Source organism: Allorhizobium undicola ORS 992 = ATCC 700741 (assembly GCF_000621665.1).
GTDB lineage: Bacteria > Pseudomonadota > Alphaproteobacteria > Rhizobiales > Rhizobiaceae > Allorhizobium > Allorhizobium undicola.
Genome location: NZ_JHXQ01000004.1, coordinates 1 through 25,641 on the forward strand (window position 1 = coordinate 1; position 25,641 = coordinate 25,641).

The window sequence follows — 25,641 nt, forward strand, 5'->3', positions numbered from 1 at the left end:
CGATCACTGTCTCGAAATTGACAAGAACTCACCTCTCTCACTCCAAAAAGTAAGAGCAGTGTCCTTGCTTCAAAACGTGAAAGGCCTTCTGTCTTCAATGTCAGGGCACAAACCCCAACTCGCAGAAACCGCCGTCCACGTTTCTCTTTCTTCTCTATTCAATTGTCAAATAACAGACACATCAACGTGTCAAAACTCATCCAAACCAATCCATCCCTAGACCAGTCATACCAACTCGCGTCAGCCGGAAAAACCAGAGACAAACAATCCCGCCGCCAGAAGCGCCGCTGCCGTCGTCTCGTGAAGCGGCTTATAAGGCCCCAACACGCCAAACGTCAACAGGGTTTTTCATTCCCCTGCCATATTTCACTTAAGACGTTGAAATAATATGACATAATAAGCATAAGATTTTTATCCGGGTCGCAAGACCTGCGTTTTGGCCGGCCGTTGGATAGCTTCGCCCTCAGATTTTCATATTGCAGTGGGAGACAGCTGCGCATCAGGTGCGTGTTACGTCGCTTTGTTTCCCTTCGACAGGTTTTCCTGGGCTCTTCGATTGCGCAGCCATCTGCCCAGGAAACGTGGCATCCATTGCGCTCTGATTGACAGGCCGCAGGGGAAAGGGCAGATGTTTGTGGAGGTCCTTTATGCTCATGAATGATAGGGCATGTTGGATATGATGGACAGGTGAGCATGACCTCAGGCAATGATTTGGCACGGACATTGGGAAGCGAACCTCCCTTGCTGGCTGATGGCCGCAATGTGCCTGATCGGCGTGAAATTTCGCTTCGCTGGCTTTGCGGCACCTTCCTGACGGGCATCACCTCATCTGTACTGATGGGCGTGGCGTTGTTTGCCGCAGTGGATGGTCGCCAGCAATTGGCCATTCCTGCCGAGGCACTGGCGCTCGGCGACCTCAAGATGCAGGATAATGATGGTTCGAAGGTTCAGCGTGGCAATCGTTTGATCCACACCGTCCTTTCCGAAAAGACGGCCGAGCGCTCGGTCATGGATGTTTCGACGGTTCAGAAAAGCGGTGACAAGGACGTCGTAAGGCGCCAACCCTTCACGCATCTCAAAATGTTGCTGGCAACCAGCCTTCCTGTGCAGGAAAACTACCCCCCCTTCGATCCGCTCACCATGTTTGCCGATGGCAACAACTCGACACCGGCACGCACAGGCAGCATCTACGGCTCGGATGTCGAGTCCGAGGTCAGCCTGAAAACGGTGGCCTATCCCGTGACTGGCGACAGCATGAAGCTTGCGGCGGGCATGACGTTCGACGAGATTGAGGAAAATGTTCGTTCTAACGGCTCGTTGCTAACCGACGAAAATTCCGAGGTGAGCGGCCTTTATTACATCGACCCACAGCGCTTTGCAGACGAATCTGACGATATCGACATTAATTCAGGGCTGGCGGCCCGTGTTGTCGAGCAAAATCTGAGCCTATCGGCGGCAGAGCCGATCACGCCGCGTACAGAGGAATATGCCGATGAGATCATTCCCGTACGACGCGACCAGTCGATTGTCGTGACGGTCATGGGAGCGGGATATCCTGAGGAAAAAGCCAAGGCGATTTCTACCGGATTGGGGCCGAAATTGCACTCCGACGACTTGCAGCAGGGTGATGTGCTGCGGATCGGCATCATCCAGCGTGGAGATGAAGTCCGTGTCGTGCGCTTCAGTGTCTACCGGAAATCACAGCATCTCGTGACCATGGCTGTCGATGATACGGGACATCTCGTTGAAGGAGCCCAGCCACCCATGCTGGATGCCATTGCTACCGCCTTTGACGAAGGCAGTGGTGCCATTATGGCCGGACGCGACCTCCCGCGCATCTATGATGGTATCTATCGAGCAGCGCTGGCCTATGGCATGGGGCGGGACCTGACGGCGCAGATCATTCGGATGCTGGCAAGCAGCGTCGATCTCCAGGCGCCGCTCAAGCCGACCGATAAGCTTGAAGCATTTTACTCCGCAGCCGACGAGAGCGGCAAGGCTGCGCCGGATTCCGAATTGCTTTTCGTGAAGGCCAGATTTGGCGATACGAATGTTACCCTGTATCGCTTTCAGGACCCCGGCGACAATTCCGTGGACTATTTCGATGAAAACGGGCGGAGCGCCAAGCAATTCCTGCTGCGCAATCCTGTACCAAACGGCGTGTTCCGCTCCGGTTTCGGAATGCGGCGGCACCCGCTACTTGGCTATTCACGGATGCATACCGGGGTGGATTGGGGAGCGCCATCCGGCACGCCGATCATCGCGGCGGGCAATGGCGTGGTGGAAAAGGCCGGTTGGGACTCAGGCGGCTATGGCAATCAAACCATCGTGCGCCATCCCAATGGCTATGAAAGCTCGTATAACCATCAAAGCGCGATTGCCAAGGGCATTACTCCCGGCACGCGGGTCCATCAGGGTCAGATCATCGGCTGGGTTGGCACGACAGGTGAATCCACCGGTCCCCACCTGCACTACGAAATCATCGTCAACGGCACCAAGGTGGACCCCATGAAGGTGCGTCTGCCAGACGGGAAATCGCTGGACGGACAATTGCTCAGCCAGTTCCAGAAGGAACGCAAGCGAATCGACGAATTGCTGGCCACATCCGACAAGAACAGGCAGGTCGCTTCAAACTGATGAGGAAAAGAGTGGGCCATACAGCAGGCCCACCCTCGGCTTTTGTCACATGGTCAAGCGACGGCATATTTTGCCATGCGCCTCTCAGGCCGCCTGATTCACCACCTTGCGGGGGTTGATCAGCAAGCGGTCGGAGCCAGCCGTCACATTCACGGCCATGCCGTCGAGAATTGACCCGCCCAGGATTTGCTCGGCCAGCGGATCCTGAAGATATTTCTGAATAACCCGCTTCAACGGCCTCGCTCCATAGACGGGGTCATAGCCTTTCTCCGCCAGCCACTCGCGGGCGTCTTCCGCCATGTCGATGGTGATCTTGCGTTCGCTCAGCAGCGACAGCAGGCGCTTCATCTGGATATTGACGATCGCCCCCATCTCGTTGCGGCGAAGGCGATGGAAGAGGATGATCTCGTCCACACGGTTGAGGAATTCCGGCCGGAACGAGGCCTTCACCACATCCATCACCTGCTCGCGCACAGCATCCACATCCTGTTCATCGCTCAACGAGGTCAGATATTCGGCACCGAGATTGGAGGTCATGATGATGATGGTGTTCTTGAAGTCCACCGTCCTGCCTTGTCCATCGGTCAGCCGTCCATCGTCCAGCACCTGAAGCAGCACGTTGAACACATCGGGATGCGCTTTTTCGATCTCGTCGAACAGCACCACCTGATAGGGCTTGCGCCGCACGGATTCCGTCAGGGCGCCTCCTTCTTCATAGCCAACATAGCCGGGAGGCGCACCAATCAGCCGGGCGACGGAGTGCTTCTCCATATATTCCGACATGTCGAGGCGCACCATGGCGGTTTCGTCGTCGAACAGGAAGCGCGCCAGCGCTTTGGTCAACTCGGTCTTGCCCACGCCGGTGGGACCGAGGAAAATGAAGGAGCCGATAGGCCGGTTGGGATCCTGTAGCCCGGCCCGCGCACGGCGCACCGCCCGCGAAACGGCCTGCACGGCATCGCCCTGTCCTACGACGGATTTCGCCAATTCGTCTTCCATGCGCAGCAGTTTTTCGCGCTCGCCCTCCAACATGCGATCCACCGGAATCCCGGTCCAGCGGGAGACCACGTGAGCGATATTGTCCGGCGTCACCACTTCCTGCACCATGCTGGCGCCGCCACCGGCATCACGCGCCTCGGCATCGGCCAGCTGTTTTTCGAGACCGGGAATGACGCCATAGGCCAGCTCGCCAGCCCGCTGAAATTCGCCCTTTCGCTGGGCAATCGCCAGCTCGTTGCGCGCCTCATCCAGCTGACGCTTGAGATCGGCGGCAAGGCCAAGCTTCTGCTTTTCCGCCTGCCAGCGGGCAGTCAGTGCATCGGCCTGTTCTTCAAGCGAGGTCAGCTCGTTTTCCAGCCTTTGCAGACGGTCGGCCGAGGAGGCGTCCGTCTCTTTTTTGAGGGCCTCCCGCTCGATTTTAAGCTGAATGATACGCCGGTCCAGCTCGTCCAGCTCCTCGGGCTTGGAATCCACCTGCATACGCAGCCGCGATGCAGCTTCATCCATAAGGTCGATGGCCTTGTCGGGCAGGAAGCGATCGGTGATATAGCGGTTGGAAAGGGTCGCGGCCGCCACGATGGCGGAATCCGAAATCCTTACCTTGTGGTGCTGCTCGTATTTTTCCTTGAGCCCGCGCAAAATGGAGATCGTGTCCTCCACTGTAGGCTCGTCCACCATGACCGGCTGGAAGCGGCGGGCCAGGGCCGGATCCTTCTCGACATGCTTGCGGTATTCATCAAGCGTGGTGGCCCCCACGCAATGCAGCTCGCCACGCGCCAGCGCAGGTTTCAAAAGGTTGGAGGCATCCATCGCCCCGTCGCTCTTGCCGGCACCGACAAGCGTGTGCATCTCATCGATGAACAGTACGACCTCGCCATTTTCCGCCTGGATTTCATTGAGAACTGCCTTCAGCCGCTCTTCGAATTCACCGCGATATTTGGCACCGGCAATCAGCGCGCCCATGTCGAGCGCCATCAGCATCTTTTCCTTGAGGCTTTCCGGCACGTCTCCATTGACGATCCGCAGCGCAAGCCCTTCGGCGATTGCCGTCTTGCCCACGCCGGGCTCGCCGATCAGCACCGGATTGTTCTTTGTGCGGCGGGAAAGAACCTGAATCGTGCGGCGAATTTCATCGTCGCGACCAATAACCGGATCCAACTTGCCTTCACGCGCTTCGGCCGTCAGGTCGCGGGCATATTTCCTCAGGGCGTCGAAGCCCTGCTCGGCATTCGCCGTGTCGGCGGTGCGTCCCTTGCGAACGTCGTTGATGACCTGATTGAGCGCCTGCGCCGTCACGCCGCCCTTTTTCAGGCTGGCAGAGGTGGAGGCAGAGGATTCGACCGCCAGCGCCAGCAACAGCCGCTCGACGGTGACGAAACTGTCGCCTGCCTTTTTCGCAGCTTCCTCGGCGGTAGAAAACACCTTGGCAAGCGGCTGGGAAAGGTAGACCTGCCCGTTTCCACCGCTGACCTTTGGCATTTTTGCCAGCGCTGCATCATTGGCCAGCCGCACCTCTTTGGCGTCGCCTCCGGCCCGGCTGATCAGCGAGGACGCCATGCCCTGCTCATCATCCAGCAGCACTTTCAACACATGTTCCGGCGCAAATTGCTGATGCCCTTCCGACAGGGCATGAGTCTGGGCCGATTGCAGAAAACCGCGCACCCGCTCGGAATATTTCTCGATATTCATCTTGCTCTCCGTTCCTCCGTCAGGCCCTGACCGGCACCCGACGGCAATTAACGATCAGGCCCCCTGATGGCAGGCCCGCGATGATCCGCCCCTTTACCCTCCGCAGTGCTTCCCTGTCCGGAAGCATTCGCGCCGTAAGCGCAGCCCGCGAAGAACAGGCTAGACCGTTTCATTGTTTCACGGAAACATTGAACCGCTCTAACTATCTGTTTTTACGCATTTTCAGACGGAAAACCGGCTTCCACTTTTCCTGAAAATGCTCTAGCTCTTGCGGCGACCGCGGCAGGAAGATGACGTTCATCTCTGATTATAGATATGGGGAAGAGTTTTTGCTGTTTAAAGAGGGGTTTACCCCCGGATGCACAAAAGGGCGACCTCCCAGTCTGACATGTTTCCGCCCGCGATATGACAAAGAACAAATCCCCCTTGCCAAGCGACTGAAAAAACAAAACCTCCCGAAGCGAAGGCCTCGGAAGGTTTCAAATGTCTGGCTGGCAGGCGCGCTGAAAATCCTATTCGGAAGCGGCACTCGCCAGGGCTGGCGCTTCACCACCCTCTGCGGCGGCTCCTTCGCCACCTTCGCCACCTTCCGCACCGGCATTGCGACGCGGGCGGCGCGGGCGGCTGGCGGGGCTGCGGCGGCGCTGCTGGCGCTCCTGCTTGGCGCCTGCCTGCTGCACGCTTTCTTCCGCGGCCATTTCTGCCTCTACCGGCGTTTCGTCGATGACCGGCTGCGGGCCGCTTCCGGCAATTTCCTGCACCGGCTGTGGCTGCGGCTGCGGCTGCGCCGGGGGCTGACGGTGTTGCTGCTGCGGCTGATGGTGCTGCGGACGTTCTGCCACGGTTTCCATCTCGTCACCGTCCATGTCCATCGTATCACGATCACCATAGTCGCGATCGTCGCGGTGAACACGTTCCTGCATCTGCGCCTGGGCAGAGGCGATGATCCGGTTGTAATGCTCGGCATGTTGCAGGTAGTTTTCGGCCATCACGCGGTCGCCGGCGCTTTGGGCGTCACGGGCAAGCGCCATGTATTTTTCGGCGATATGCTGGGCGGTACCGCGAATCTTCACATCCGGGCCGGAGCTGTCATAGGTCCGGGTCAGCGGGTTGGAGCCTTTGCGGTTGAAATTATTGTTTCCACCACCGCCGCCGCCATTGCTACGCCCCCGACTGCGCTTGTTCTGCTGTCCTGGCCTCATTGATTACTCACCTGTTTGTCTTGCTGATACGAGGGCAACGCTAAAGTTTCGGAATTCCCGAAACGAGATTGAGCGCGCCACGGGGCATAATGCGCCATCGCAACATATTGCCGCTGGTGACTGTTAAATTATCTGAACCACACGCCGGGGTGAATTCGCTCCGCGAACCTGTCCAAACAAGAGTCATGTTCGAGGTCGAGCCAGACCCGAACGAATCTTTATTCATTCCCCGCTGTCCGGCGTGTGAGCGCAAACTATCCCGCTTCCTTTGGAAAACCAAGTGTTTTCTTTGCTACACACAAAATGTCTTTGCACACGCAGCAAACCTCTTATTCGAAGTTGAAAATCAGCACGCGGTCATTGCCGCCGTGATCGCTTGCAGCCTGTGCAAGCTTGAAGCCCGCTTGGTCAAAAATATCGCTAACCGCTTGTTTTTGATCATATCCGATTTCGAGCGCCACATGGCCATGCGGCCTCAGAAATCGCCCGGCATTCGATGCGATGGCGCGATAGGCATCAAGGCCGTCCTCTCCGCCATCAAGCGCCGCCATGGGATCGTATAACCTCACTTCCGGCTCAAGTCCCTCGATCACAGCCTTGCTGATATAGGGTGGGTTTGACACGATCATGTCGAAGCTGCCGTCCACCGCAGTGAACCAGTCGCTCTTCAAAGTAATCAGCCGATCGGACAAGCCGTTGCTCTCGGCATTCCTTGCCGCTGTCGCCAGCGCCTCGGCGGAAATATCCGTCGCAGTCGCCCGGATGTTTTCGCATTCCTTCAATAACGCCAGGGCAATCGCTCCGGTTCCAGTGCCAAGATCGAGAATGCGCACATCCTGCTGCCGGGCGGCGATCGGCCGCAGAAACCCAAGGGCGCTCTCCACCAGAATTTCCGTATCGGGGCGGGGCTCCAGCGTTGCCGCAGAGAGCGCAAGCGTCAGGCCGTAAAACTCACGCGCTCCCAATATCCTGTGAACCGGCTCGCGCGCCAGCCGCCGCAATGCCGCAGCCTCGATCCTTGCCCCGTCCTCCTTGCAGACCGGCCGCTCGCCTCCCACCACGAGATCGGTCATCGAAAGGCCAAGCAGGCCCATCAGCAGGTGACGGGCATCCATCGCCGGATCGTTGAGCCCCGCTGCGGCAAAGCGGCGCCTGAGATCGGCCAGAACTTCGGCCAGGCTCACGCCGTTCATTGGCCCATGCCAAGCTGCGCCAGCTGACCGGCCTGATAATCGGCAATCAGGGCATCCACCACTTCATCGATTTCGCCTTCCATCATCCGATCCAGCTTGTAGAGCGTCAGGTTGATGCGATGATCGGTCACGCGGCCTTGGGGAAAATTATAGGTACGGATGCGTTCCGAGCGGTCGCCGGATCCCACCTGGCTCTTGCGATCAGCCGATCGTTCGCTTTCGGCCCGCTGCCGCTCGATGTCGTACAGCCGCGAACGCAGAACCTGCATGGCCTTGGCCCGGTTCTGGTGCTGCGATTTCTCGGAACTGGTGACGACAAGCCCGGTTGGCAGATGCGTGATGCGAACGGCAGAATCGGTGGTGTTGACATGCTGGCCACCGGCTCCGGAAGAGCGCATCGTATCGATGCGAATATCTTCCGGACGGATCTCGATATCGATCTCCTCGGCCTCCGGCAGAACGGCCACCGTTGCCGCCGATGTGTGGATGCGCCCGCCCGCCTCCGTCTCCGGCACGCGCTGCACGCGATGAACGCCCGATTCGAATTTCAGTTTGGAAAACACCCCGCGCCCGGTAATCGTGGCGATGATTTCCTTGTAGCCGCCCGCTTCGCCTTCGCTGGCCGAAAGGACTTCCACCTTCCAGCCCTTGCCGCTGGAAAAGCGCTCATACATGCGGAAAAGATCGCCCGCGAAAAGCGCCGCTTCCGAGCCGCCCGTTCCGGCGCGAATTTCCACGATGGCGCTTTTCTCGTCGGCGGCATCCTTGGGCAGAAGCTGGATCTGGATGTCGCCCTCCAGCTTTTCCAGCCGCGCCTCCACCTCCGGCAGTTCCATTTCCGCCAGATCGCGCATGTCGCGGTCGGTCGCCTTGTCGGCCAGCAAGACCTTGAGGCCTTCAAGCTCCCTTTCTGCCTCCGCATGGTCGCGAATGGCTTTGACCACCGGCTGCAACTCGGAATATTCCGAGGCCAGCTTCACATAGACATCGGCAGCAGGCCCGGCAGACATGCGCGCCTCGATCTCGCCGAAGCGTCGCTCCAGCTCGCGCATTTTCTCAACAGGAAGCTTGGCCAAATTTCACTCCATTCATCATCGCAGACTGGAGGCGCAAACTCCAACCTGCAATGCATAAAAACAATAGGTTCGGACATATCCCGCAAACCCGTCTGGCGGACAAGCTCGAAACAGGATCAGAGCGGAACGCCGTTTTCCTCGGCAAACCGTGTCAGGAAGGCGCGGATCGTTCCGTCATCGGCACGCGGCGCGTCCAGCCTGCGGTTCACCTCTTGCGAAAGCCTGCCCAGATCGAGTTGCAGCAGCATGGCCTTGACCGGACCGATGGCCGTTGGCGACATGGAGACCGACCGGAAACCGATGGCAAAAAGCGCCATGGAGGAAAGCGGCTTGCCAGCCATTTCCCCGCACAGCGTGACCGGCGTGGCGTGCCGCTCTCCTGCCCGGACAATATCGCGCAGGATACGCAGGAATGGCAGGCCCAGATTGTCGAAGCGGTCGGAGACCCGCGCATTGCCGCGGTCCACCGCCATCGAAAACTGGAAGAGGTCGTTTGAGCCGACAGAGACGAAATCCACCACCTGCATCAACTCGTCCAGCTGCCACATCAGCGCCGGAACCTCGAGCATGACACCGAATTGCAGCTTGCGCGGCAAACCATGCCCGAATTTCGAAAGATGCTGCACTTCCTTCTGCAAAAGCTCGCGTGCTGCATGAATTTCGGCGACTTCCGTCACCATGGGCAACATCATCTTCAGCTCGCCACCGGAGGCCGCCTTCAACAAGGCGCGCATCTGCGTGCGCAACAGGCCGGGCCGGTCGAGCGACAGGCGAATGGCCCGCCAGCCAAGCGCCGGATTTTCCTCGGCATCGCCCCGGAAATAGGGAAGCACCTTGTCGCCGCCAATATCGAGCGTGCGGAAGGTGACGACGCTGCCCTTCGCCTGCTTCAGAACATTGCGATAAAAAGCCTCCTGCTCCTCTGCCTTGGGCATGGTGGAGGAGATCATGAATTGCAGCTCTGTGCGGAAAAGGCCAATGCCGTCGGCGCCGGATTCGGCAAGCTGCGGCAGGTCCACCATCAATCCGGCATTCATTTTCAAGGCAATGCGCGTGCCGTCCTTGCTGCGCGGCTCGACATCGCGCAGGGCGCGAAACTGCTCCTGACGCCTTGCCCTGAGCTTGACCTTTTCTTCATAAGCCTTTTGCAGGTCGGCAACCGGGCGCAGATGCACGGTGGCATCATCGCCATCGATAATCACGGCATCGCCATTTTCCGCCAGCGCCACCGCACCTGCCGCCTGCCCGACCACCGCAATGCCCATGGCACGCGCCACGATGACCACGTGGCTGGTGACAGCACCTTCCTCCAGCACCAGACCCCGCAGGTTCTGCCGCGGATAATCCAGCAACTCCGCCGCCCCCATGGCGCGGGCAAAGACGATGGCGTCGGCCGGCAGGGCCTGCCCGCCACCACTGGCGGAAAATCCGGTCAACTGCCGCAGCAAGCGATTGGCCAGATCGTCGAAATCATGCATCCGTTCGCGCATGTAGGGATCGGTCAGGCGCATCATCCGCGCCTTGGTGTCGCTCTGCACCTTTTCCACCGCCGCCTCGGCGGTCAGGCCGTTGCGGATCGCCTCTTCCATGCGCCGCACCCAGCCCTGGTCATGGGCGAACATGCGGTAGGTTTCCAGCACCTCGCGGTGTTCGCCCTCCATGGCCACTTCACGGCGCGAGAGCATGTCGTCAATGGAAATGCGCAGAGAGCCCAGCGCATCGGCCAGTCTGGCGATTTCCGTTTCGGTATCTTCGTTGAGAAGGTTCGTGACCACCACGCGCGGCTCGTGCAGAACGACATGGCCAAGGCCGATGCCTTCGCTATAGCCGTCCCCTTCGATGGTAACAGGCCGCGTCAGGTCCAGCTCAAGGCCGGGACGGGTGATCTTCTTCAATTCGCCGGTGGCAATCATTTCCGCCAGCACCATGGCGGTGGTTTCAAGAGCCTCAAGCTCGTCTTCCCGATAGTTGCGCTGCGCCTTGTTCTGAACGACAAGAACGCCAAGACTGCGGCCAGCCCGCAGGATCGGCACACCCAGGAAGGAATGGTAGATTTCTTCGCCCGTCTCCGGCAGGTAGCGGAAGGCCGGATGCGCCTGCGCATCGGAAAGATTGAGCGGCTGGGCGGAGGCTGCAATGGTACCGACGAGACCCTGACCCATCTTCAACTGGGCAAGATGCACCGCATCGGGATTGAGGCCTTCCGTGGCATAGAGTTCCAGCACGCCATCGGAGCGCAGCACATAGACGGAACACACTTCGGCGACCATGTTGCTCGCGATCTGGCGCGTGATACGGTCAAGTCGCTCCTGCGGCTCAAGCGGTTCTGCCATCAGTTCGCGCAGCCGCTTGAGGAGAACGCGCGGACCTGCGGAAAGGTCTCTCATCGCCTTCATGCTCCCGATTATGATGCCGCCGGCAGGACGCCGGCGGCGAAGATCAGCAAAGGTGGCAAATTACCACATTCGGATCAACTCTTATCGAGGCCATACACAGAATGCAAAGTCCGAACGGCAAGCTCTGCATAGGGGCCGTCGATCAGAATGGAGATCTTGATCTCGGATGTGGTGATCGCCTTGATGTTGATGCCCTTTTCAGCCAGCGCCCGGAAGGCGGTGGCGGCAACGCCGGCATGGCTGCGCATTCCAATGCCGATGACGGAAACCTTGACGAGACCCTTTTCGCTCTGGATGACGTCGAAACCGATCTTTTCCTTGTTGTCGCCCAGCGCCTGAAGCGCCTTATCGACATCGCCGGAAGGCACGGTGAAGGTCATGTCGGTCTTGGAGCCGTCCTCGGAAATATTCTGGACGATCATATCGACATTGATATGCGCCTCGGCCAGCGGCCCGAAGATCGCGGCGGAAACACCCGGCCGGTCGGCCAGACGGCGCAGCGAAATCTGGGCTTCATCCTTGGCATAGGCAATGCCGGTCACTACTTCCTGTTCCACGATCTCATCCTCATCGCAAATCAACGTGCCGGGCGGGTTCAGCAGATCTCCCATGCCCGGCGCATCGGGATCCTCGAAACTCGAACGCACGAAGGTGCGCACCTTGTGAACCATGGCAAGCTCCACCGAGCGGACCTGCAACACCTTGGCACCCAGCGAGGCCATTTCGAGCATTTCCTCGAAGGCCACCTTTTTCAGGCGGCGCGCCTTGGGCTCGATGCGCGGATCGGTGGTATAGACCCCGTCCACATCGGTATAGATGTCGCAACGGTCGGCCTTGACGGCGGCGGCAATGGCAACGGCGGAGGTGTCGGAGCCACCGCGTCCGAGCGTCGCGAGGCGATTGTCCGGGCCGACGCCCTGGAAGCCTGCCACCACGGCCACCTGCCCCTCGCCCATGCGACGGATGATGTCCGAACCGTCGATCTCCTGAATGCGGGCCGCGCCATGGGCATTGTCGGTCCGGATGGCGATCTGCCAGCCCTGCCACGAACGGGCATTGATGCCCATGGATTGCAGCGCGATGGCCAGAAGGCCGGACGTGACCTGCTCGCCGGAAGCCACAACCGCGTCATATTCGCGCGCATCGTAGAAGGGAGACGCCGCACCCGCGACCTTCGGCATGGACTGAACCCAGTCCACCAGCTCGTTGGTCTTGCCCGACATGGCGGAAACGACCACGGCCACTTCGTGGCCTGCATCCACCTCACGTTTCACATGACGGGCGACGTTATGGATGCGTTCGAGATTGGCGACGGAGGTTCCGCCGAATTTCATCACAATGCGCGCCATGGATCTGACCGTTTCAACCTCAAAAAATGCCGGGTTTCCAGCTCAAAATGCGTTATGCCGCCATCCGGCAGCCGGTCCTGCATCGGGCGGGTCCCGACTGGCCGGATGCGGCAGGCGGCTTTTATCGAATAAGCCCCGCAGACGCAACGGCAACTTGTCCCCCTCACAGGCCCGAAAAGAAAGAACCAAAAAAGAAAAGCTTGAAGACGCTGGCGATTGCACAGTCATTGGCGGTTTTGTAAGGGCTGCGGTGATACGGGATTCCGCCATATTTTAGTAACAGTCACTGCCGCACAATGGTTCTCGCGGCGACGTGGGTCGATGCAAGGGACGTAGCAAGGGGTTTTACATGGCTGCCGAAACAAAGGCCGCAGACACCGCAGAGGATGAGCTGTCGCCCGCCACGGGCTGGCGCGCCAGGATCGGCGAATACGGGCGCATTCTCACAGCCATCTTCACCCTCGTGGTGTTCGCGGCTGTCGGATTGGCGATCTACCGGCTGACGGAGGAGGTCAGCTATGACGACGTCGTCACCGCCATGGCGACCACCGGCATCGACCAGATTGCCCTTGCGGTGTTTTTCACCGTCCTCAGCTTCCTGTCCCTTTGTCTTTACGACTGGAACGCCATGGCCTTCATTGGCCGCAAGCGCCCCTTCGCGGAAGTGGCGCTGACGGGCTTCAGCGCCTACGCCGTAGGCAATGCCGCAGGTTTCGGCATGTTGTCGGGCGGCGCCATTCGCTATCGCGCCTATGCGCGGGCGGGGCTTGCCCCCGACGAGATCGGCCGCATCATCGCCTTCGTCACCCTGTCATTTTCACTGGGCCTTGCTGCCGTCACCGCTCTTTCGCTCATTCCGATGTCATCGGAAATCGCCCCGCTCCTCGGTATCGATGCGATGTGGCTGCGCGCCATTGCCATTGCCGTGCTGGCGGGCTTTGGGGTGCTGCTTGTCATCGGCGAGCGGCGCAGCCTCACCTTTGCCGGGGTCACGCTGCGGCTGGCCGATTCGCTGACCCTTTCGCGCCAGTTCCTCGTGACCGTTGCCGACCTCGCCTTTTCGGCATCCGTCGTCTATGCGCTCCTGCCCGAACAGGCGGCCATTTCCTGGCCCGCCTTTTTCGCCATCTATTCCATCGCCATCGGCGTCGGCGTTCTCAGCCACGTTCCGGCCGGGATCGGCGTTTTCGAAACGGTCATCATCGCCTCGCTCGGCCCGACAACCAATGTCGATGCGGTGCTTGCCTCGCTGGTCGTCTATCGCCTGATCTATTACGTCCTGCCGCTCATCATCGCCATTACGCTGGTCACGGTCACGGAGCTGCGCCATGTCTCCAAGACCCCGGCGCTGGCAGGCGTCGGGCGCACGGCAAGCCGCATTTCTCCGGCCTTGCTGGCGGCTCTGTCGGTCATTCTCGGCACCATGCTGATCTTTTCCAGCGTCACGCCGACGCCGGAAAGCAATCTGGAATTCCTGCAAAGGCTGGTGCCGCTCTCCATCGTCGAGGGGGCGCATTTCTTCTCCAGCCTTCTCGGCCTGCTTCTCGTCATTGCCGCCCGCGGTCTGGCGCAGCGGCTGGATGGCGCATGGTGGGCAGCAGGCATCGGAGCCGCCGCCGCCCTCGTCCTTTCGCTGCTGAAGGCTTTCGCGATTTTCGAAGCCGCGGCTCTGGCCGTGCTGCTCATCGGCCTCGTGGCCAGCAAGCGGCTGTTCATCCGGCCAGCCTCGCTGTTCCGCCAGGCGTTGACCTCGTCCTGGCTAACCGCCATCGCGGTCATCTGCATCGGCGCCTGTTTCCTGATGTTCTTCGTCTACCGCGATGTGGATTACAGCCATTCGCTCTGGTGGGATTTCGAATTTTCCGAGGAAGCGCCCCGCTCGCTGCGCGCCATGCTGGGCCTGACGATTTTTGCCTCCGCCGTGGCGATCTTCAGCCTGCTGCGCCCGGCGGCACCGGCTGTCACCCCCTCCACACCGGAGGATGTGGCAAAAGCCGCCGATATTCTGATGAAACACGACGTTGCCGATAGCAATCTGGTGCGCACCGGCGACAAGGCCATCATGTTCTCGCCCGACGGGCTGGCCTTTCTGATGTATGGCAAGCAGGGCCGTTCGTGGATTGCCTTTCTCGATCCGGTGGGACCGAAAAAGTCCCGCGACGAGCTGGTCTGGCAGTTTGTTGAATCCGCCCGACTTGCCGGTTGCCGTGCGGTGTTCTACCAGGCCTCGCCGCAGCTCCTGCCCGCCATTGCCGATGCGGGCCTGCAAGCCTTCAAACTGGGCGAGCTTGCCGTGGTGGACCTTTCGCGTTTCGACTTGAAGGGCGGGAAATGGGCCAATCTGCGCCAGTCCGCCTCCAAGGCCGAGCGCGACGGGCTGAGTTTCGAAATCATCCCCGTCGAGCGCGTGCCCGATGTTCTCGAGGATCTTCGCAACGTGTCCGATAGCTGGCTATCGCAGCATCGCACCAAGGAAAAAGGCTTTTCGCTCGGCGCCTTTACCGATGACTACATGCTGGCCCAGCCGGTCATCGTGCTACGTTACGAAGGCCGGATCGTGGCCTTTGCCAATATTCTGGTAACGGACACGCATAACGAAGCTTCGATCGATCTCATGCGCTTTTCGCCCGATGCTCCGAAGGGTGCCATGGACTACCTTTTCGTCAGCCTGCTCACCCATTTGCGCAACGAAAGCTATGCCCATTTCAACCTGGGCATGGCGCCGCTTTCCGGCCTTTCCCGGCGGGATGTGGCCCCGGTCTGGGACCGTATTGCCAACACATTTTACGAGCATGGCGAACGCTTCTATAATTTCAAGGGGCTTCGCGCGTTCAAGTCGAAGTTCCATCCCGAATGGCAGCCGCGCTATCTGGCCGTTTCGGGCGGTCTCAGTCCGGTTATCGCGCTGCTCGATGCAACTCTGCTGATCGGCGGCGGTCTGAAAGGTGTCGTGAAGAAATGAAGCTCACCAAACATATTCCGGGCCTGCTGCTGGCGGCCTCTATAGGGTTCGCCAGCCATGCCGCACGCGCCGACGACAACAAATATGAAACGGGCGCCATTCCCGATCCGGTCATTGCGCTTCCCGAAGGCGGTGCAAAATCCATGGTTTTCCTGCTCTCCGACAAGGATGGCTGGACAGACGCAATGAAGGCGGAAGCCGAGCGGCTGCGCAAGAACGGCGCCGTGGTGGTGGGCATAGACACGCCCCGCTATCTCACCTCGCTCCAGGCTGCTCTCAAAGCCTCCGACGAGGATGACTGCATTTACACCGTTTCCGACATCGAGGAATTGTCGCACGAGATCCAGCGCCGGCTGGGCGACAGTAGTTACATGGCCCCGATCATTGCGGGCGTCGGGCAGGGCGGCACGCTGGCGCTGGCCATTCTGGCCCAGACGCCAAACGCCACCATCGGCGAAACGCTGGCCGTCGATCCCGGTGCTGTCATTCCCCTTCCCGACCAGTTCTGCACGCCTGCCGACAAGACGCCCAAGGACGGCGGTATCATCTACGGCCTGACGGAGGGTGCCCTGCCCGATCCCGCCAGCGTGATCTTCACGCCGTCGGCAACACCGGAAGGCCGCGCCCATGTGGCGGCCCTCGTCAAGGACCATAGCGATCTGGACGTCAGCGAAAGTGCAAATCCGGCAGCCAAGGCGCTTTCCACCGGCATAGACACCATCATTGCGGCAACGGGCAAGGATTCCCAACCGCTTGGCCTGCCCCTGACGCTCCTGGAGGTGGACAAGCCGAAATTCGACACGCTGGCGATCTTTTATTCCGGCGATGGCGGCTGGCGCGATATAGACAGCGATATGGCCAGTTATTTCCAGGATGAGGGCCTGCCCGTGGTCGGCGTCGATTCGCTCCGCTACTTCTGGTCCGAACGTGACCCGCAGCAGACCGCAGACGATCTCAGCCTCATCATCAATACCTACACCAAGCGATGGAAGGTCAAGCATGTGCTGCTGATCGGCTTCTCCTTCGGGGCCGATGTCTCGCCGAAGATCTACAATCACCTTTCGCCCGCCATCCGCCAGAAGATCAGCCAGATTTCGCTGCTGTCGCTCTCCCACAAGTCGGATTTCGAGATCTCCGTCACCGGATGGCTGGGGGCGGCAGGCAGGGGTACGGAAGGCGACCCGACCAATGAAATTGCCAAAATGCCTGCCGGGCTGGTGCAGTGCCTTTACGGCGGCGACGACGAGGAAGAAGATGCCTGCCACAATCTCGATCCGCAAAAGGTCGATATTCTCAAGCTCGAAGGCGGCCATCATTTCGACGGCGATTACGAAGCACTGGGCAAGCTTATTCTCGACCGGCTGAAAACACGCCGGTTGGACTGAAGCTGCCCAACCGAACCCAAATAACAAAGGCCCCATTGCCTCACGGCGATGGGGCCTTTGTCTACCGGCATTCAATTGGAAAACCGGCACCCACTTTTCCTGGCAATGCTTTTTCCATCGCATTGCCGGACGGAAAACCGGCACCCACTTTTCCTGGCAATGCTTTTCCCACCGCATTGCCGAACGGAAAACCGGTTCCCACTTTTCCTGGCAATGCTTTTCCCATCGCATTGCCGGACGGAAAACCGGTTCCCACTTTTCCTGGCAATGCTATGCCCTTTACTGCTGCTGGTCCTCAGGCTGCGGCCTGATCCACGGCGGCCTTGTTCCATTGGGTTGCGGCTGCCCTTGTGTGGCGGCAGGGGGCGGCTGGCGCCGATCCGGGCGGTCGCTCTGCTGCGGCGGACGCCTGTCCGGGCGTTCTGTCTGCGGTGGACGCTGCATGTCGGGATCGGGCCGCCGGTCGCCATCGCTCATCCGAGGCGGCGGCGGGCGACGATCCGGCCGATCGCGCTCATCGGCGCGAGGACGCCGATTATCGTCGCGCCAGTCTCTCGGCGGACGGTTGTCGTCGCCGCGCATGTCCGGCGGGGGCGGATTATCGCCACGATGCCATGCGGGCGGCGGCGGCGGAGCCCTGCGCCAGCGGTCACGCTCACGATAAAAATCGCGGCCACGATAATATCTGTCCCAATAGCTACCCACACTGAACGTCACGGTCGGGATGCCGAGCGGACGGTAATAATCGGGATCGACATAGATACGGCGTTGCGAATAGGTGGTTTGCAGATAGCTGCCGGAAATCCAGCCGCGATAGCCGGAATATCCCACATCGCACCAGTTGGCGCTGGAAAGGCAGCCGAAAATCTCCACACGATTTCCCGCTGGCACTACGAGAACCGGCGGATACTGCGTGCTGGGGCCAGCGCGCAGGTTGACATTGGCCGTGGCAAAGGCCTGTGCAGCCTCGGCGGCAACGGGCGCGCTCAAGGCCGCCATGCCAGCCAGTGCGGCAAGAAAAACGGGATTTTTCAACATATCTTCTCCTTGGGCGTCAGGCGCGAGCCTGCACCGGATACCGCCAAAAAGCTCAAGCGTTCCCAAGCAGCTTCAAAACGTGGCATTGCACGCTGCCATCGCCCCGCTGAAGCCCGCCTGAACGGCAGTGTCACTCAACGTTCATCTGGTATCATTGTTCCGCACGCCAAATGTCGCACCTCTTGACTTTAGGCGGGGATCGTCCGACTTCACTGCAAAGTCCAGATCCCGTCCTGATTTTTGCCAAATGCGGATGGGGTCGTCCTGTTTTGATGCTGGCGCCGGTCGAAAGCCGTTTTTCAGCGGCAACAGGCGGGACATACATTCGGACCGTATAACGGGAGACAGGCAATGAGCGACATGGGCGCAACCACCAGAAGCACGATCGATCAGGCAGAAGTGGACCGTTTCTCCGCCATGGCTGCGGAGTGGTGGGATCCCACCGGCAAGTTCAAGCCATTGCACAAGATCAATCCCGTGCGCCTCGCCTATATCCGCGACAAGGTCTCGGAGAATTTCGGACGCGATCCCTTGTCGAACAAGCCGCTCACGGGGCTGCGCTTCCTCGACATCGGCTGTGGCGGCGGGCTTCTCTCCGAACCCGTGGCGCGCATGGGCGCCGATGTGCTGGGGGCGGATGCGTCGGCGAAGAATATCGGCATTGCCAGCACGCACGCAGCCCAAACCGGCGTGCAGGTGGACTACCGCGCCATCACCGCCGAAGAACTGGCCGCCGCAGGCGAAACCTTCGATGTGGTGCTGAACATGGAAGTGGTGGAACATGTGGCAGATGTCGAATACTTCATTTCTACCTGCGCCACCATGGTCCGCCCCGGCGGCATGATGCTGATTTCCACCATCAACCGCACCATGAAAGCGGCAGCCCTGGCCATTGGCGCCTGCGAATATGTGCTGCGCTGGCTGCCGCGCGGCACGCATCAATACGAAAAGCTGGTTCGCCCGGAAGAACTTGAACGCCCCATCTCGTCTGCCGGAATGGACGTGGTGGAAACCACGGGCGTGTTTTTCAACCCCTTCCTCAACCGCTGGAACCTCTCCAGCGATACCGATGTCAATTACATGATGCTGACGCGCCGCCCCTCTCAGGCCTGAGGGCACGGCGGCAAGGCCACCGTTTCTCGTCAGTTCACCTCATCGGGTAAAAAGGGAAGGGCCGCAATCTCTATACCCTCGTCCACCAGGGCGCGGGCCTCGTCAGGACTTGCCTGCCCGATGATGCCACGGGCATCGGCCTCGCCATAGTGGATTTTCCGGGCCTCCTCGGGAAAGCGTTCGCCAACATCCTCGCTATTGGCCCTGATGGCGCTGACGGCCTCCTTCAACTTGATATAGGCCTCGCGCTGCGCCTGATCGAAGGCCACCGCCTGCTGCTCGTCCTTCTTGCGCGCCGTGGCGACCGCAGGCGCCATCAACGACTTGGAGACCGAGGAAGATCCGCAGACGGGACAGCCCAGAAAACCGCTTTCCTTCTGCCGTTCGAAATCGGCGCTCTCGGAAAACCAGCCTTCGAATTCATGGCCATGGTCGCAAACCAAGCTGTAGCGGATCACGCGGTCAGGCCCCCTTTCGCCAGCGCCGGAAGCATATCCAGATTGAAATCACGGGCATTCTTCAAATTGGGAATGCGTGCTCTTGCCGCCCGCGACGCAGAAATATCAAGCTCGGCGAGGATCACCGCCTCCCCCGCCTCCGGCCCTTCCGCCAGAATTCTTCCCCACGGATCGATAATCAGGGAATGGCCATAGGTTTCCCGCCCGTCCTCGTGCAGGCCCCCTTGAGCGGCAGCAATGACGAAAGCGCCGTTTTCGATGGCGCGCGCCCGCAACAGCACATGCCAGTGTGCCTCGCCCGTCTGGCGGGTAAAGGCGGCCGGCACAGTAAGAATTTCGGCCCCAGCCACGGCCTCGGCACGGAAAAGCGCCGGAAAACGAACGTCATAGCAAATGGCAAATCCAAGCCGCGCGAAACCGAGATCGATGACCCGCGCATCCTTGCCCGGCGTATAGGCCGAGCTTTCACGCCAGCTTTCGCCATTGTCCAGATCCACATCGAACATGTGGATCTTGTCATAGGTGGTCGCCAGCCGTCCCTTTGGATCGAACAGCAGGCCGCGATTGGCGATCTTGCCGTCGCCACGCGCAATGGCTGTGGAGCCGACATGCAGGTAAATGCCAAGCTCGGCGGCAAGCTCCCCGGCCCGGCAGGCAATGATGTCGTTCTCCTGCTCACGCAGGATGGTGGAAAAAATCGCGCGGTCGCGCTGCAATGCGCCGGTCATTTCCGGCGTCTGCACATAGGTCGCACCCGCAGCAGCGGCCTCGCGCACCAGGCGCTCCATGGTTTGAACGTTGCGCTCCGGTTGAGTGCCGGAACACATCTGGATGGAGGCAACCTTTATCATCGAAACTTCCTCACGCTGCCAGCATCGCGTCGAGCTTTCCAGCCCGTTCGAGCGCGTGGAGATCGTCGCAGCCGCCAATATGCGCGCCTCCGATAAAGATCTGCGGGAAGGTATTGCGCCCCGACTTCGCCACCATTTCCGCCCGCAGCTCGGCATTGCCGCTGGCGTCGATTTCCTCGAATGCAACATTCTTGGCATTGAGCAACGCCTTGGCCCGCGCACAATATTCGCAATACTGACGTGTATAGATGAGTACGGAAGCCATGCGCTTCTCCCCGGTCAAAATCGTTAGGCTGGAATTGGTCCGACATTCGCCATTCACCGGCTGCGAAGGGGCGCGAATGTCACAATCAAATCCGTAGGTGGAATCCTTCCCTCATATAGGCCCGGAAATTGCCATTGCAAAGGTCAAAACGCTGACCCCTGCCGCACCGGACGCCTTGAGCGCCCGTGTTGCCGCCTCGATGGTGGCGCCGGTGGTGAAGACGTCATCTACGAGCAAAATGTGCCGGCCAGCCACCCGCTCCCGCAGCGCCTGCGGCACGTGAAAGGCACCGCGAACATTGTCGGCACGCTTCTTCTTCGTCAGACCCACCTGCTTGCGCGTGGCTTTTACGCGCCGCAGCACATTGGGCATGAATGACTTTCCGGTATGGCGGCAAAGCCAACGCGCCAGCTCGGCAGACTGGTTGTACTGCCGGTGAAAAAGCCGCCATCGATGCAGCGGCACGGGCACGACGCCGTCCACCTCGGCCAGAATATCCGCCCCGGCCCGCGCCATCCACCGTGCCATCATCGGCGCAAGATCGGTTCGATCGGCATATTTCAGCTTGTGGACCAGCTCACGCGCCACGCCATCATGAACAGCCACCGCTCTCAGCCGGTCAAAGGCCGGAGGACTGGCAAGCGCTGCCCCGGACACCATGCCCTCGCCAGGATCATAGCTGAAGGGAACCCCCAGAACCGCGCAGAACGGCGGCGTGATAAAGCGCATCGTGCGCCAGCAACCTGAGCAAAGCCCCATTCCGGCGGCCACCGGCAGCCCACAGGCCGCGCAGCTTGGCGGGTAGATCACGTCTCCCAGACGCCGCAGGCCGGAGGCAAAGCCCCTCGCAAACAGACGGGTCAGCGCACCATGCGCCGTGACCTCTCGTTGCGCCTGCTCCTCAGTCATGACCCACCTCTGCTTCACACATCCGCAGCTCATCCAGTCCCTGTGTAGCACGGTTTTGCATCCGGGCGCCGGAAATCGCCGCCCGTCCCGGCTTAAAACCGTCTCAACAGATGAAACAACCCGAGCGCGTCCGGTGAACAAGGTTCACCAGACGCGCTCCAAGGTTTTGTTTTCACGGCTTTCCGGACGGAAAACCGTGACTACACTTTTCCTGAAAATGCTCTAACTGATTGTTTTTACGGATTTCCGGTAGCAGAGCCGGTTTTCACTTTCTCCGAAAATGCTCTATAGGAAAGGTAATCCCCGGAGATGGACGATGATGCAAGCCCTGTTTGACGCCGATCTTGTCGCACGCAATCGCGAGCGCGCCTTTGCCAATCATGGCGGCGAAGCCGCATTTCTCCTCGACATCGTGGCCGGAGAACTTTCGGAGAGACTGGCCGTGGTTGAGCGACATTTTCCAGCGGCCGTGGAACTGCACGGAGCCGATGGCAGGGTCGCGGAGGCCTGTCTGGCGACCGGGCGCATCGGCGGCCTGCAACGGGTCGAGACCAGCGCGGTTTTCGCCCGGCCGGGCGAGGCGCTCATGACAGCCCCGCTTGAAAAGCTGCCACTTGCAGCCCAGTCGGTCAATCTCGTCCTCTCACCGCTGGCCATGCATCTTGCCAATGACCTTCCGGGCCTGCTGATCCAGATGCGCCAAGCCCTGAAGCCGGACGGTCTGTTGCTGGCCGCCGTGCCGGGAGCGGGCACACTGAACGAATTGCGGGAGGTTCTGCTGGCAACGGAGGCTGAAATGACCGGCGGCGCAAGCCCGCGCGTCATTCCCTTCGCCGATGTGCGCGACATGGGCGGCCTGCTGCAACGGGCGGGCCTTGCCCTGCCCGTGGTGGATGTGGAGGATTACACGGTGCGCTACGCATCGCTGTTTTCGCTTATCAAGGATCTGCGCGGCATGGGCATGACCAACCCGCTCATTGGCCGCGCGCGAGCACCCGTCAGCAAGGCATTTTTTCTGCGCGCCGCCGAACTTTACGCCGACCGTTTCGGCGATCCCGATGGCCGGATCCGCGCCACCTTCTCCATCATCTATCTCTCCGGCTGGGCGCCGGATGCCAGCCAGCCCAAGCCACTAAAGCCCGGCTCGGCCACCACCCGCCTGGCGGATGCGCTGAAAAACGCTGAAAATTGAAGGCATTTGCTGGCCAAACACAAGTAGGGCCTGAAGCGAGACAAGTGCTGGCTCAAAAGGCCAAACAAAAAGCGGCGGGAAAACCCCGCCGCTCGCATTAGCTTTCATAAGATACGGCTCTCTCAAGCCGTCAGCGCACCATGGCAATGCTTGAAGCGCTTGCCAGAGCCGCATGGGCAGGGCTCGTTGCGGCCAACACGGCCCCAGGTGGAAGGATCGTTCGGATTGCGGTCTTGAACCTCGGCAGCCCCGAATTCATTCTGACCGGTCAGCGGATCCTGATGGATGGCCTCCATCACCGGCAGGCTGGGTTCGGCAGGCGCTTCACGCACGATTTCCACCCGCATCATCTGCGCCGTCACCGCCTCGCGCATATTGGCAAGCAGCGCCTGGAAGAGCTCGAAGGCCTCCGCCTTGTACTCCTGCAAGGGATCGCGCTGCGCATAGCCGCGGAAGCCGACAACGGACCGGAGGTGATCGAGGTTGACGATATGCTCGCGCCAAAGGTTATCGATGGTCTGCAACAGGACGGAACGCTCGATATAGGCCATGATTTCCGGCCCGAATCGTTCGGTCTTGTCGGCCATCACGTCATCGGCAGCCTTCTTGATCCGCTCCACGATGTCGTCTTCGGCAATACCCTCTTCCTTGGCCCACTCATCGATTGGCAGGTCGAGATTGAACATGGTGGCAACGGCGGCCTTGAGGCCAGCCGCATCCCATTGCTCGGCATAGGCGCGCTCGGGAATATGGGTGCGAACCACCGTGTCGATCAGCTCATGGCGCATGTCGGCAACCGTTTCGGTCAGGTCGGTGGCGTCCATAAGCTCCAGACGCTGTTCGAAGATCACCTTGCGCTGATCGTTCAGCACGTCGTCATACTTCAACAGGTTCTTGCGAATGTCGAAATTGCGCGCCTCGACCTTTTTCTGGGCCCGTTCCAGTGCCTTGTTGATCCAGGGATGGACGATGGCCTCGCCGTCCTTCAACCCAAGCTTCTGCAACATGCCATCCATCCGGTCGGAACCGAAGATGCGCATCAGGTCATCCTGGAGCGAAAGGTAGAATTTCGAGCGGCCCGGATCGCCCTGACGGCCGGAACGGCCGCGAAGCTGGTTGTCGATGCGGCGGCTTTCGTGACGCTCCGTGGCAATGACGTAAAGACCGCCAGCGGCAAGCGCCTTTTCCTTGAGCTGCCTGACCTCTTCGCGGATGGCCTGTTCCTTCGCATCGCGCTCCGGCCCCGGTTCCATACCTTCCAGTTCACGCTCCAGCCGCATGTCGATATTGCCGCCAAGCTGGATGTCGGTGCCGCGGCCCGCCATGTTGGTGGCAATGGTCACAGCGCCCGGCACGCCCGCCTGGCTGACGATATAGGCTTCCTGCTCGTGATAGCGGGCGTTGAGAACCTGAAATGTCTCAAAGCCGGTCTTGCGCAGCATCGTGGCCAGAAGTTCGGATTTCTCGATGGAGGTCGTGCCGACCAGCACCGGCTGGCCACGCTCATGGGCCGCCTGGATTTCGGCGATGATCGCCTGAAACTTCTCCTCGAAGGTCCGGTAGACCTCGTCGTCCTCGTCGATACGGGCGATGGGCAGGTTGGTGGGCACTTCCACCACTTCAAGGCCGTAAATGTTCTGGAATTCTTCCGCTTCCGTTGCAGCCGTGCCGGTCATGCCGGCGAGCTTTTCATACATGCGGAAGTAATTCTGGAACGTGATGGAGGCCAGCGTCTGGTTTTCCGGCTGGATCGTCACCTTTTCCTTGGCTTCGAGCGCCTGATGCTGGCCTTCGGAATAGCGGCGCCCCGGCATCATGCGGCCGGTGAACTCGTCGATGATGACGATTTCGTCGTTACGGACGATGTAATCCTTGTCGCGCTGGAACAGCTTGTGCGCCTTCAGCGCATTGTTGATGTGGTGAACGATGGCAACGTTCTCCACGTCGTAGAGCGAGGCGCCCTTGAGCAGGCCTGCCTGCGTCAAGAGCCCTTCGAGCTTTTCGGTACCAGCCTCGGAGAAGTTGGCGGAGCGCTGCTTCTCGTCGATTTCATAATCTTCCGCAGTCAACAGCGGAATGAAGGCATCAATGGTGTTGTAGAGGTCGGACCGGTCGTCCAGCGGGCCGGAGATGATGAGCGGCGTGCGCGCCTCGTCCACGAGGATGGAGTCCACCTCGTCAACGATCGCGAAATTATGACCGCGCTGCACCATCTGGCCGCGCTCGTATTTCATGTTGTCGCGCAGATAATCGAAGCCAAGCTCGTTGTTGGTCGCGTAGGTGATGTCGCAGGCATAGGCGGCGCGGCGCTCGTCATCGTCGAGCCCGTGAACGATGATGCCGGTGGTGAGGCCCAGAAAGCCGTAAAGCTTGCTCATGATCGTGGCATCGCGGCGGGCGAGGTAATCGTTGACCGTGACCACATGCACGCCCTTGCCGGAGAGGGCGTTGAGATAGACGGCAAGCGTGGCCACCAGCGTCTTGCCTTCGCCCGTCTTCATTTCGGCAATGGAATTTTCATGCAGGATCATGCCGCCGATGAGCTGCACGTCGAAGGGGCGCATACCCAGCGTGCGGCGAGATGCCTCACGCGCAACTGCAAAGGCCGGCACCAGCAGGTCGTCCAGCGTCTTGCCGGCCTTGATCTGCTCGCGGAATTCAGCCGTCTTGCCAGCCAGCTCGGCATCGCTCAGGGCCTTCATGCTGTCTTCCAGCGCGTTTATGGCCGCCACGCGCGGCTTGTGGCCCTTGATGCGCCGCTCATTGGATGAGCCGAAGATTTTGCGGGCAAGCCCACCGAGACTGACCATTTCTATGGTCCTTTCCTGCTTCCGTCGTCAGGGCCACGGGGGCGAACCTGCGATCATCGGACTGAATTGGCGCGCCACCCCCGGAAACGGCTCTGGACGCAGACTTGGCAGACAGAT

General features: G+C 60.2%; 18 protein-coding genes. 5 read left to right on the forward strand and 13 right to left on the reverse strand.

Features of this window, described 5'->3' with window-relative positions; all coding sequences use genetic code 11:
• Window positions 1-693 precede the first annotated feature (693 nt).
• Entirely contained in the window at window positions 694-2,637 is a 1,944-nt protein-coding gene (locus tag T424_RS0105585; RefSeq protein ID WP_027486847.1) for a M23 family metallopeptidase, read from the forward strand.
• Between the two features lie 84 nt (window positions 2,638-2,721).
• Here T424_RS0105585 and clpB read toward each other — a convergent pair whose 3' ends face one another.
• The 6 genes from clpB to T424_RS0105620 all read right to left on the reverse strand — a co-directional run bounded on the left by clpB (window position 2,722) and on the right by T424_RS0105620 (window position 12,541).
• Window positions 2,722-5,325 (reverse strand): ATP-dependent chaperone ClpB, encoded by a 2,604-nt coding sequence (gene clpB / locus T424_RS0105590; protein ID WP_027486848.1) that lies wholly within the window; start codon window positions 5,323-5,325, stop codon window positions 2,722-2,724.
• Window positions 5,326-5,837: 512 nt separating this feature from the next.
• Window positions 5,838-6,527, reverse strand: a complete 690-nt coding sequence (locus T424_RS0105600; protein ID WP_027486849.1) for a DUF4167 domain-containing protein — start codon at window positions 6,525-6,527, stop codon at window positions 5,838-5,840.
• A gap of 329 nt (window positions 6,528-6,856) precedes the next feature.
• Window positions 6,857-7,720: a peptide chain release factor N(5)-glutamine methyltransferase gene (prmC, locus tag T424_RS0105605; protein ID WP_027486850.1), complete on the reverse strand. Its 864-nt coding sequence runs from the start codon at window positions 7,718-7,720 to the stop codon at window positions 6,857-6,859.
• Window positions 7,717-8,796 (reverse strand): peptide chain release factor 1, encoded by a 1,080-nt coding sequence (gene prfA / locus T424_RS0105610; protein ID WP_027486851.1) that lies wholly within the window; start codon window positions 8,794-8,796, stop codon window positions 7,717-7,719. Before prfA ends, prmC begins: the two co-directional genes overlap by 4 nt.
• A gap of 116 nt (window positions 8,797-8,912) precedes the next feature.
• Window positions 8,913-11,183, reverse strand: a complete 2,271-nt coding sequence (ptsP, locus tag T424_RS0105615) for a phosphoenolpyruvate--protein phosphotransferase (protein WP_027486852.1) — start codon at window positions 11,181-11,183, stop codon at window positions 8,913-8,915.
• A gap of 83 nt (window positions 11,184-11,266) precedes the next feature.
• Complete coding sequence (locus T424_RS0105620; RefSeq protein WP_027486853.1) at window positions 11,267-12,541, reverse strand: aspartate kinase; 1,275 nt, start codon at window positions 12,539-12,541, stop codon at window positions 11,267-11,269.
• 349 nt (window positions 12,542-12,890) lie between these two features.
• On the opposite strand from T424_RS0105620, the gene mprF reads away from it, so the two are divergent.
• Together mprF and T424_RS0105635 are read left to right on the forward strand one after the other, a co-directional pair.
• On the forward strand, window positions 12,891-15,503 hold the full coding sequence (gene mprF, locus T424_RS0105630; RefSeq protein ID WP_027486855.1) for a bifunctional lysylphosphatidylglycerol flippase/synthetase MprF: 2,613 nt from the start codon (window positions 12,891-12,893) through the stop codon (window positions 15,501-15,503).
• Window positions 15,500-16,888 (forward strand): virulence factor family protein, encoded by a 1,389-nt coding sequence (locus T424_RS0105635; protein WP_037066756.1) that lies wholly within the window; start codon window positions 15,500-15,502, stop codon window positions 16,886-16,888. The genes mprF and T424_RS0105635 overlap by 4 nt, the downstream gene beginning before the upstream one ends.
• A gap of 61 nt (window positions 16,889-16,949) precedes the next feature.
• Here the strand turns inward: T424_RS0105635 and T424_RS22435 are convergent, their stop codons facing one another.
• Together T424_RS22435 and T424_RS21965 are read right to left on the reverse strand one after the other, a co-directional pair.
• Window positions 16,950-17,156: a hypothetical protein gene (locus T424_RS22435; protein WP_154664815.1), complete on the reverse strand. Its 207-nt coding sequence runs from the start codon at window positions 17,154-17,156 to the stop codon at window positions 16,950-16,952.
• Window positions 17,157-17,167: 11 nt separating this feature from the next.
• Entirely contained in the window at window positions 17,168-17,926 is a 759-nt protein-coding gene (locus T424_RS21965) for an SH3 domain-containing protein (protein ID WP_037066834.1), read from the reverse strand.
• A 360-nt stretch (window positions 17,927-18,286) separates the two neighbouring features.
• Here T424_RS21965 and ubiG point away from each other — a divergent pair, with 360 nt between their 5' ends.
• The gene (gene ubiG, locus T424_RS0105645) at window positions 18,287-19,039 is read left to right on the forward strand and encodes a bifunctional 2-polyprenyl-6-hydroxyphenol methylase/3-demethylubiquinol 3-O-methyltransferase UbiG (RefSeq protein ID WP_027486857.1); all 753 of its coding nucleotides are present in this window, start codon (window positions 18,287-18,289) and stop codon (window positions 19,037-19,039) included.
• Window positions 19,040-19,068: 29 nt separating this feature from the next.
• Here ubiG and T424_RS0105650 read toward each other — a convergent pair whose 3' ends face one another.
• The 4 genes from T424_RS0105650 to T424_RS0105665 all read right to left on the reverse strand — a co-directional run bounded on the left by T424_RS0105650 (window position 19,069) and on the right by T424_RS0105665 (window position 21,522).
• Window positions 19,069-19,497 carry a DUF1178 family protein gene (locus tag T424_RS0105650; RefSeq protein WP_027486858.1) on the reverse strand — a complete coding sequence of 143 codons (429 nt, stop codon included), beginning with the start codon at window positions 19,495-19,497 and terminating at the stop codon, window positions 19,069-19,071.
• Complete coding sequence (locus T424_RS0105655; protein WP_027486859.1) at window positions 19,494-20,348, reverse strand: carbon-nitrogen hydrolase family protein; 855 nt, start codon at window positions 20,346-20,348, stop codon at window positions 19,494-19,496. The genes T424_RS0105650 and T424_RS0105655 overlap by 4 nt, the downstream gene beginning before the upstream one ends.
• 10 nt (window positions 20,349-20,358) lie before the next feature.
• Window positions 20,359-20,613 carry a glutaredoxin 3 gene (gene grxC, locus T424_RS0105660; RefSeq protein ID WP_027486860.1) on the reverse strand — a complete coding sequence of 85 codons (255 nt, stop codon included), beginning with the start codon at window positions 20,611-20,613 and terminating at the stop codon, window positions 20,359-20,361.
• A gap of 111 nt (window positions 20,614-20,724) precedes the next feature.
• Entirely contained in the window at window positions 20,725-21,522 is a 798-nt protein-coding gene (locus tag T424_RS0105665; protein ID WP_084268400.1) for a ComF family protein, read from the reverse strand.
• Between the two features lie 319 nt (window positions 21,523-21,841).
• Between T424_RS0105665 and T424_RS0105670 the strand changes: the two genes are divergently transcribed.
• Window positions 21,842-22,714: a methyltransferase domain-containing protein gene (locus tag T424_RS0105670; RefSeq protein WP_027486862.1), complete on the forward strand. Its 873-nt coding sequence runs from the start codon at window positions 21,842-21,844 to the stop codon at window positions 22,712-22,714.
• 122 nt (window positions 22,715-22,836) lie between these two features.
• On the opposite strand, the gene secA is transcribed toward T424_RS0105670, so the two are convergent.
• On the reverse strand, window positions 22,837-25,524 hold the full coding sequence (gene secA / locus T424_RS0105675) for a preprotein translocase subunit SecA (protein WP_027486863.1): 2,688 nt from the start codon (window positions 25,522-25,524) through the stop codon (window positions 22,837-22,839).
• Window positions 25,525-25,641: the final 117 nt, after the last annotated feature.

Coding starts and splice junctions, on each gene's coding strand:
- T424_RS0105635 (WP_037066756.1), top strand. CDS start 15,500: ATGAAGCTCACCAAACATATTCCGGGCCTGCTGCTGGCGGCCTCTATA.
- T424_RS0105600 (WP_027486849.1), bottom strand. CDS start 6,527: ATGAGGCCAGGACAGCAGAACAAGCGCAGTCGGGGGCGTAGCAATGGC.
- ubiG (WP_027486857.1), top strand. CDS start 18,287: ATGGGCGCAACCACCAGAAGCACGATCGATCAGGCAGAAGTGGACCGT.
- T424_RS0105670 (WP_027486862.1), top strand. CDS start 21,842: ATGCAAGCCCTGTTTGACGCCGATCTTGTCGCACGCAATCGCGAGCGC.
- T424_RS0105655 (WP_027486859.1), bottom strand. CDS start 20,348: ATGATAAAGGTTGCCTCCATCCAGATGTGTTCCGGCACTCAACCGGAG.
- T424_RS0105665 (WP_084268400.1), bottom strand. CDS start 21,522: ATGACTGAGGAGCAGGCGCAACGAGAGGTCACGGCGCATGGTGCGCTG.
- T424_RS21965 (WP_037066834.1), bottom strand. CDS start 17,926: ATGTTGAAAAATCCCGTTTTTCTTGCCGCACTGGCTGGCATGGCGGCC.
- grxC (WP_027486860.1), bottom strand. CDS start 20,613: ATGGCTTCCGTACTCATCTATACACGTCAGTATTGCGAATATTGTGCG.
- T424_RS0105585 (WP_027486847.1), top strand. CDS start 694: ATGACCTCAGGCAATGATTTGGCACGGACATTGGGAAGCGAACCTCCC.
- T424_RS0105620 (WP_027486853.1), bottom strand. CDS start 12,541: ATGGCGCGCATTGTGATGAAATTCGGCGGAACCTCCGTCGCCAATCTC.
- secA (WP_027486863.1), bottom strand. CDS start 25,524: ATGGTCAGTCTCGGTGGGCTTGCCCGCAAAATCTTCGGCTCATCCAAT.
- ptsP (WP_027486852.1), bottom strand. CDS start 11,183: ATGAGAGACCTTTCCGCAGGTCCGCGCGTTCTCCTCAAGCGGCTGCGC.
- clpB (WP_027486848.1), bottom strand. CDS start 5,325: ATGAATATCGAGAAATATTCCGAGCGGGTGCGCGGTTTTCTGCAATCG.
- prmC (WP_027486850.1), bottom strand. CDS start 7,720: ATGAACGGCGTGAGCCTGGCCGAAGTTCTGGCCGATCTCAGGCGCCGC.
- mprF (WP_027486855.1), top strand. CDS start 12,891: ATGGCTGCCGAAACAAAGGCCGCAGACACCGCAGAGGATGAGCTGTCG.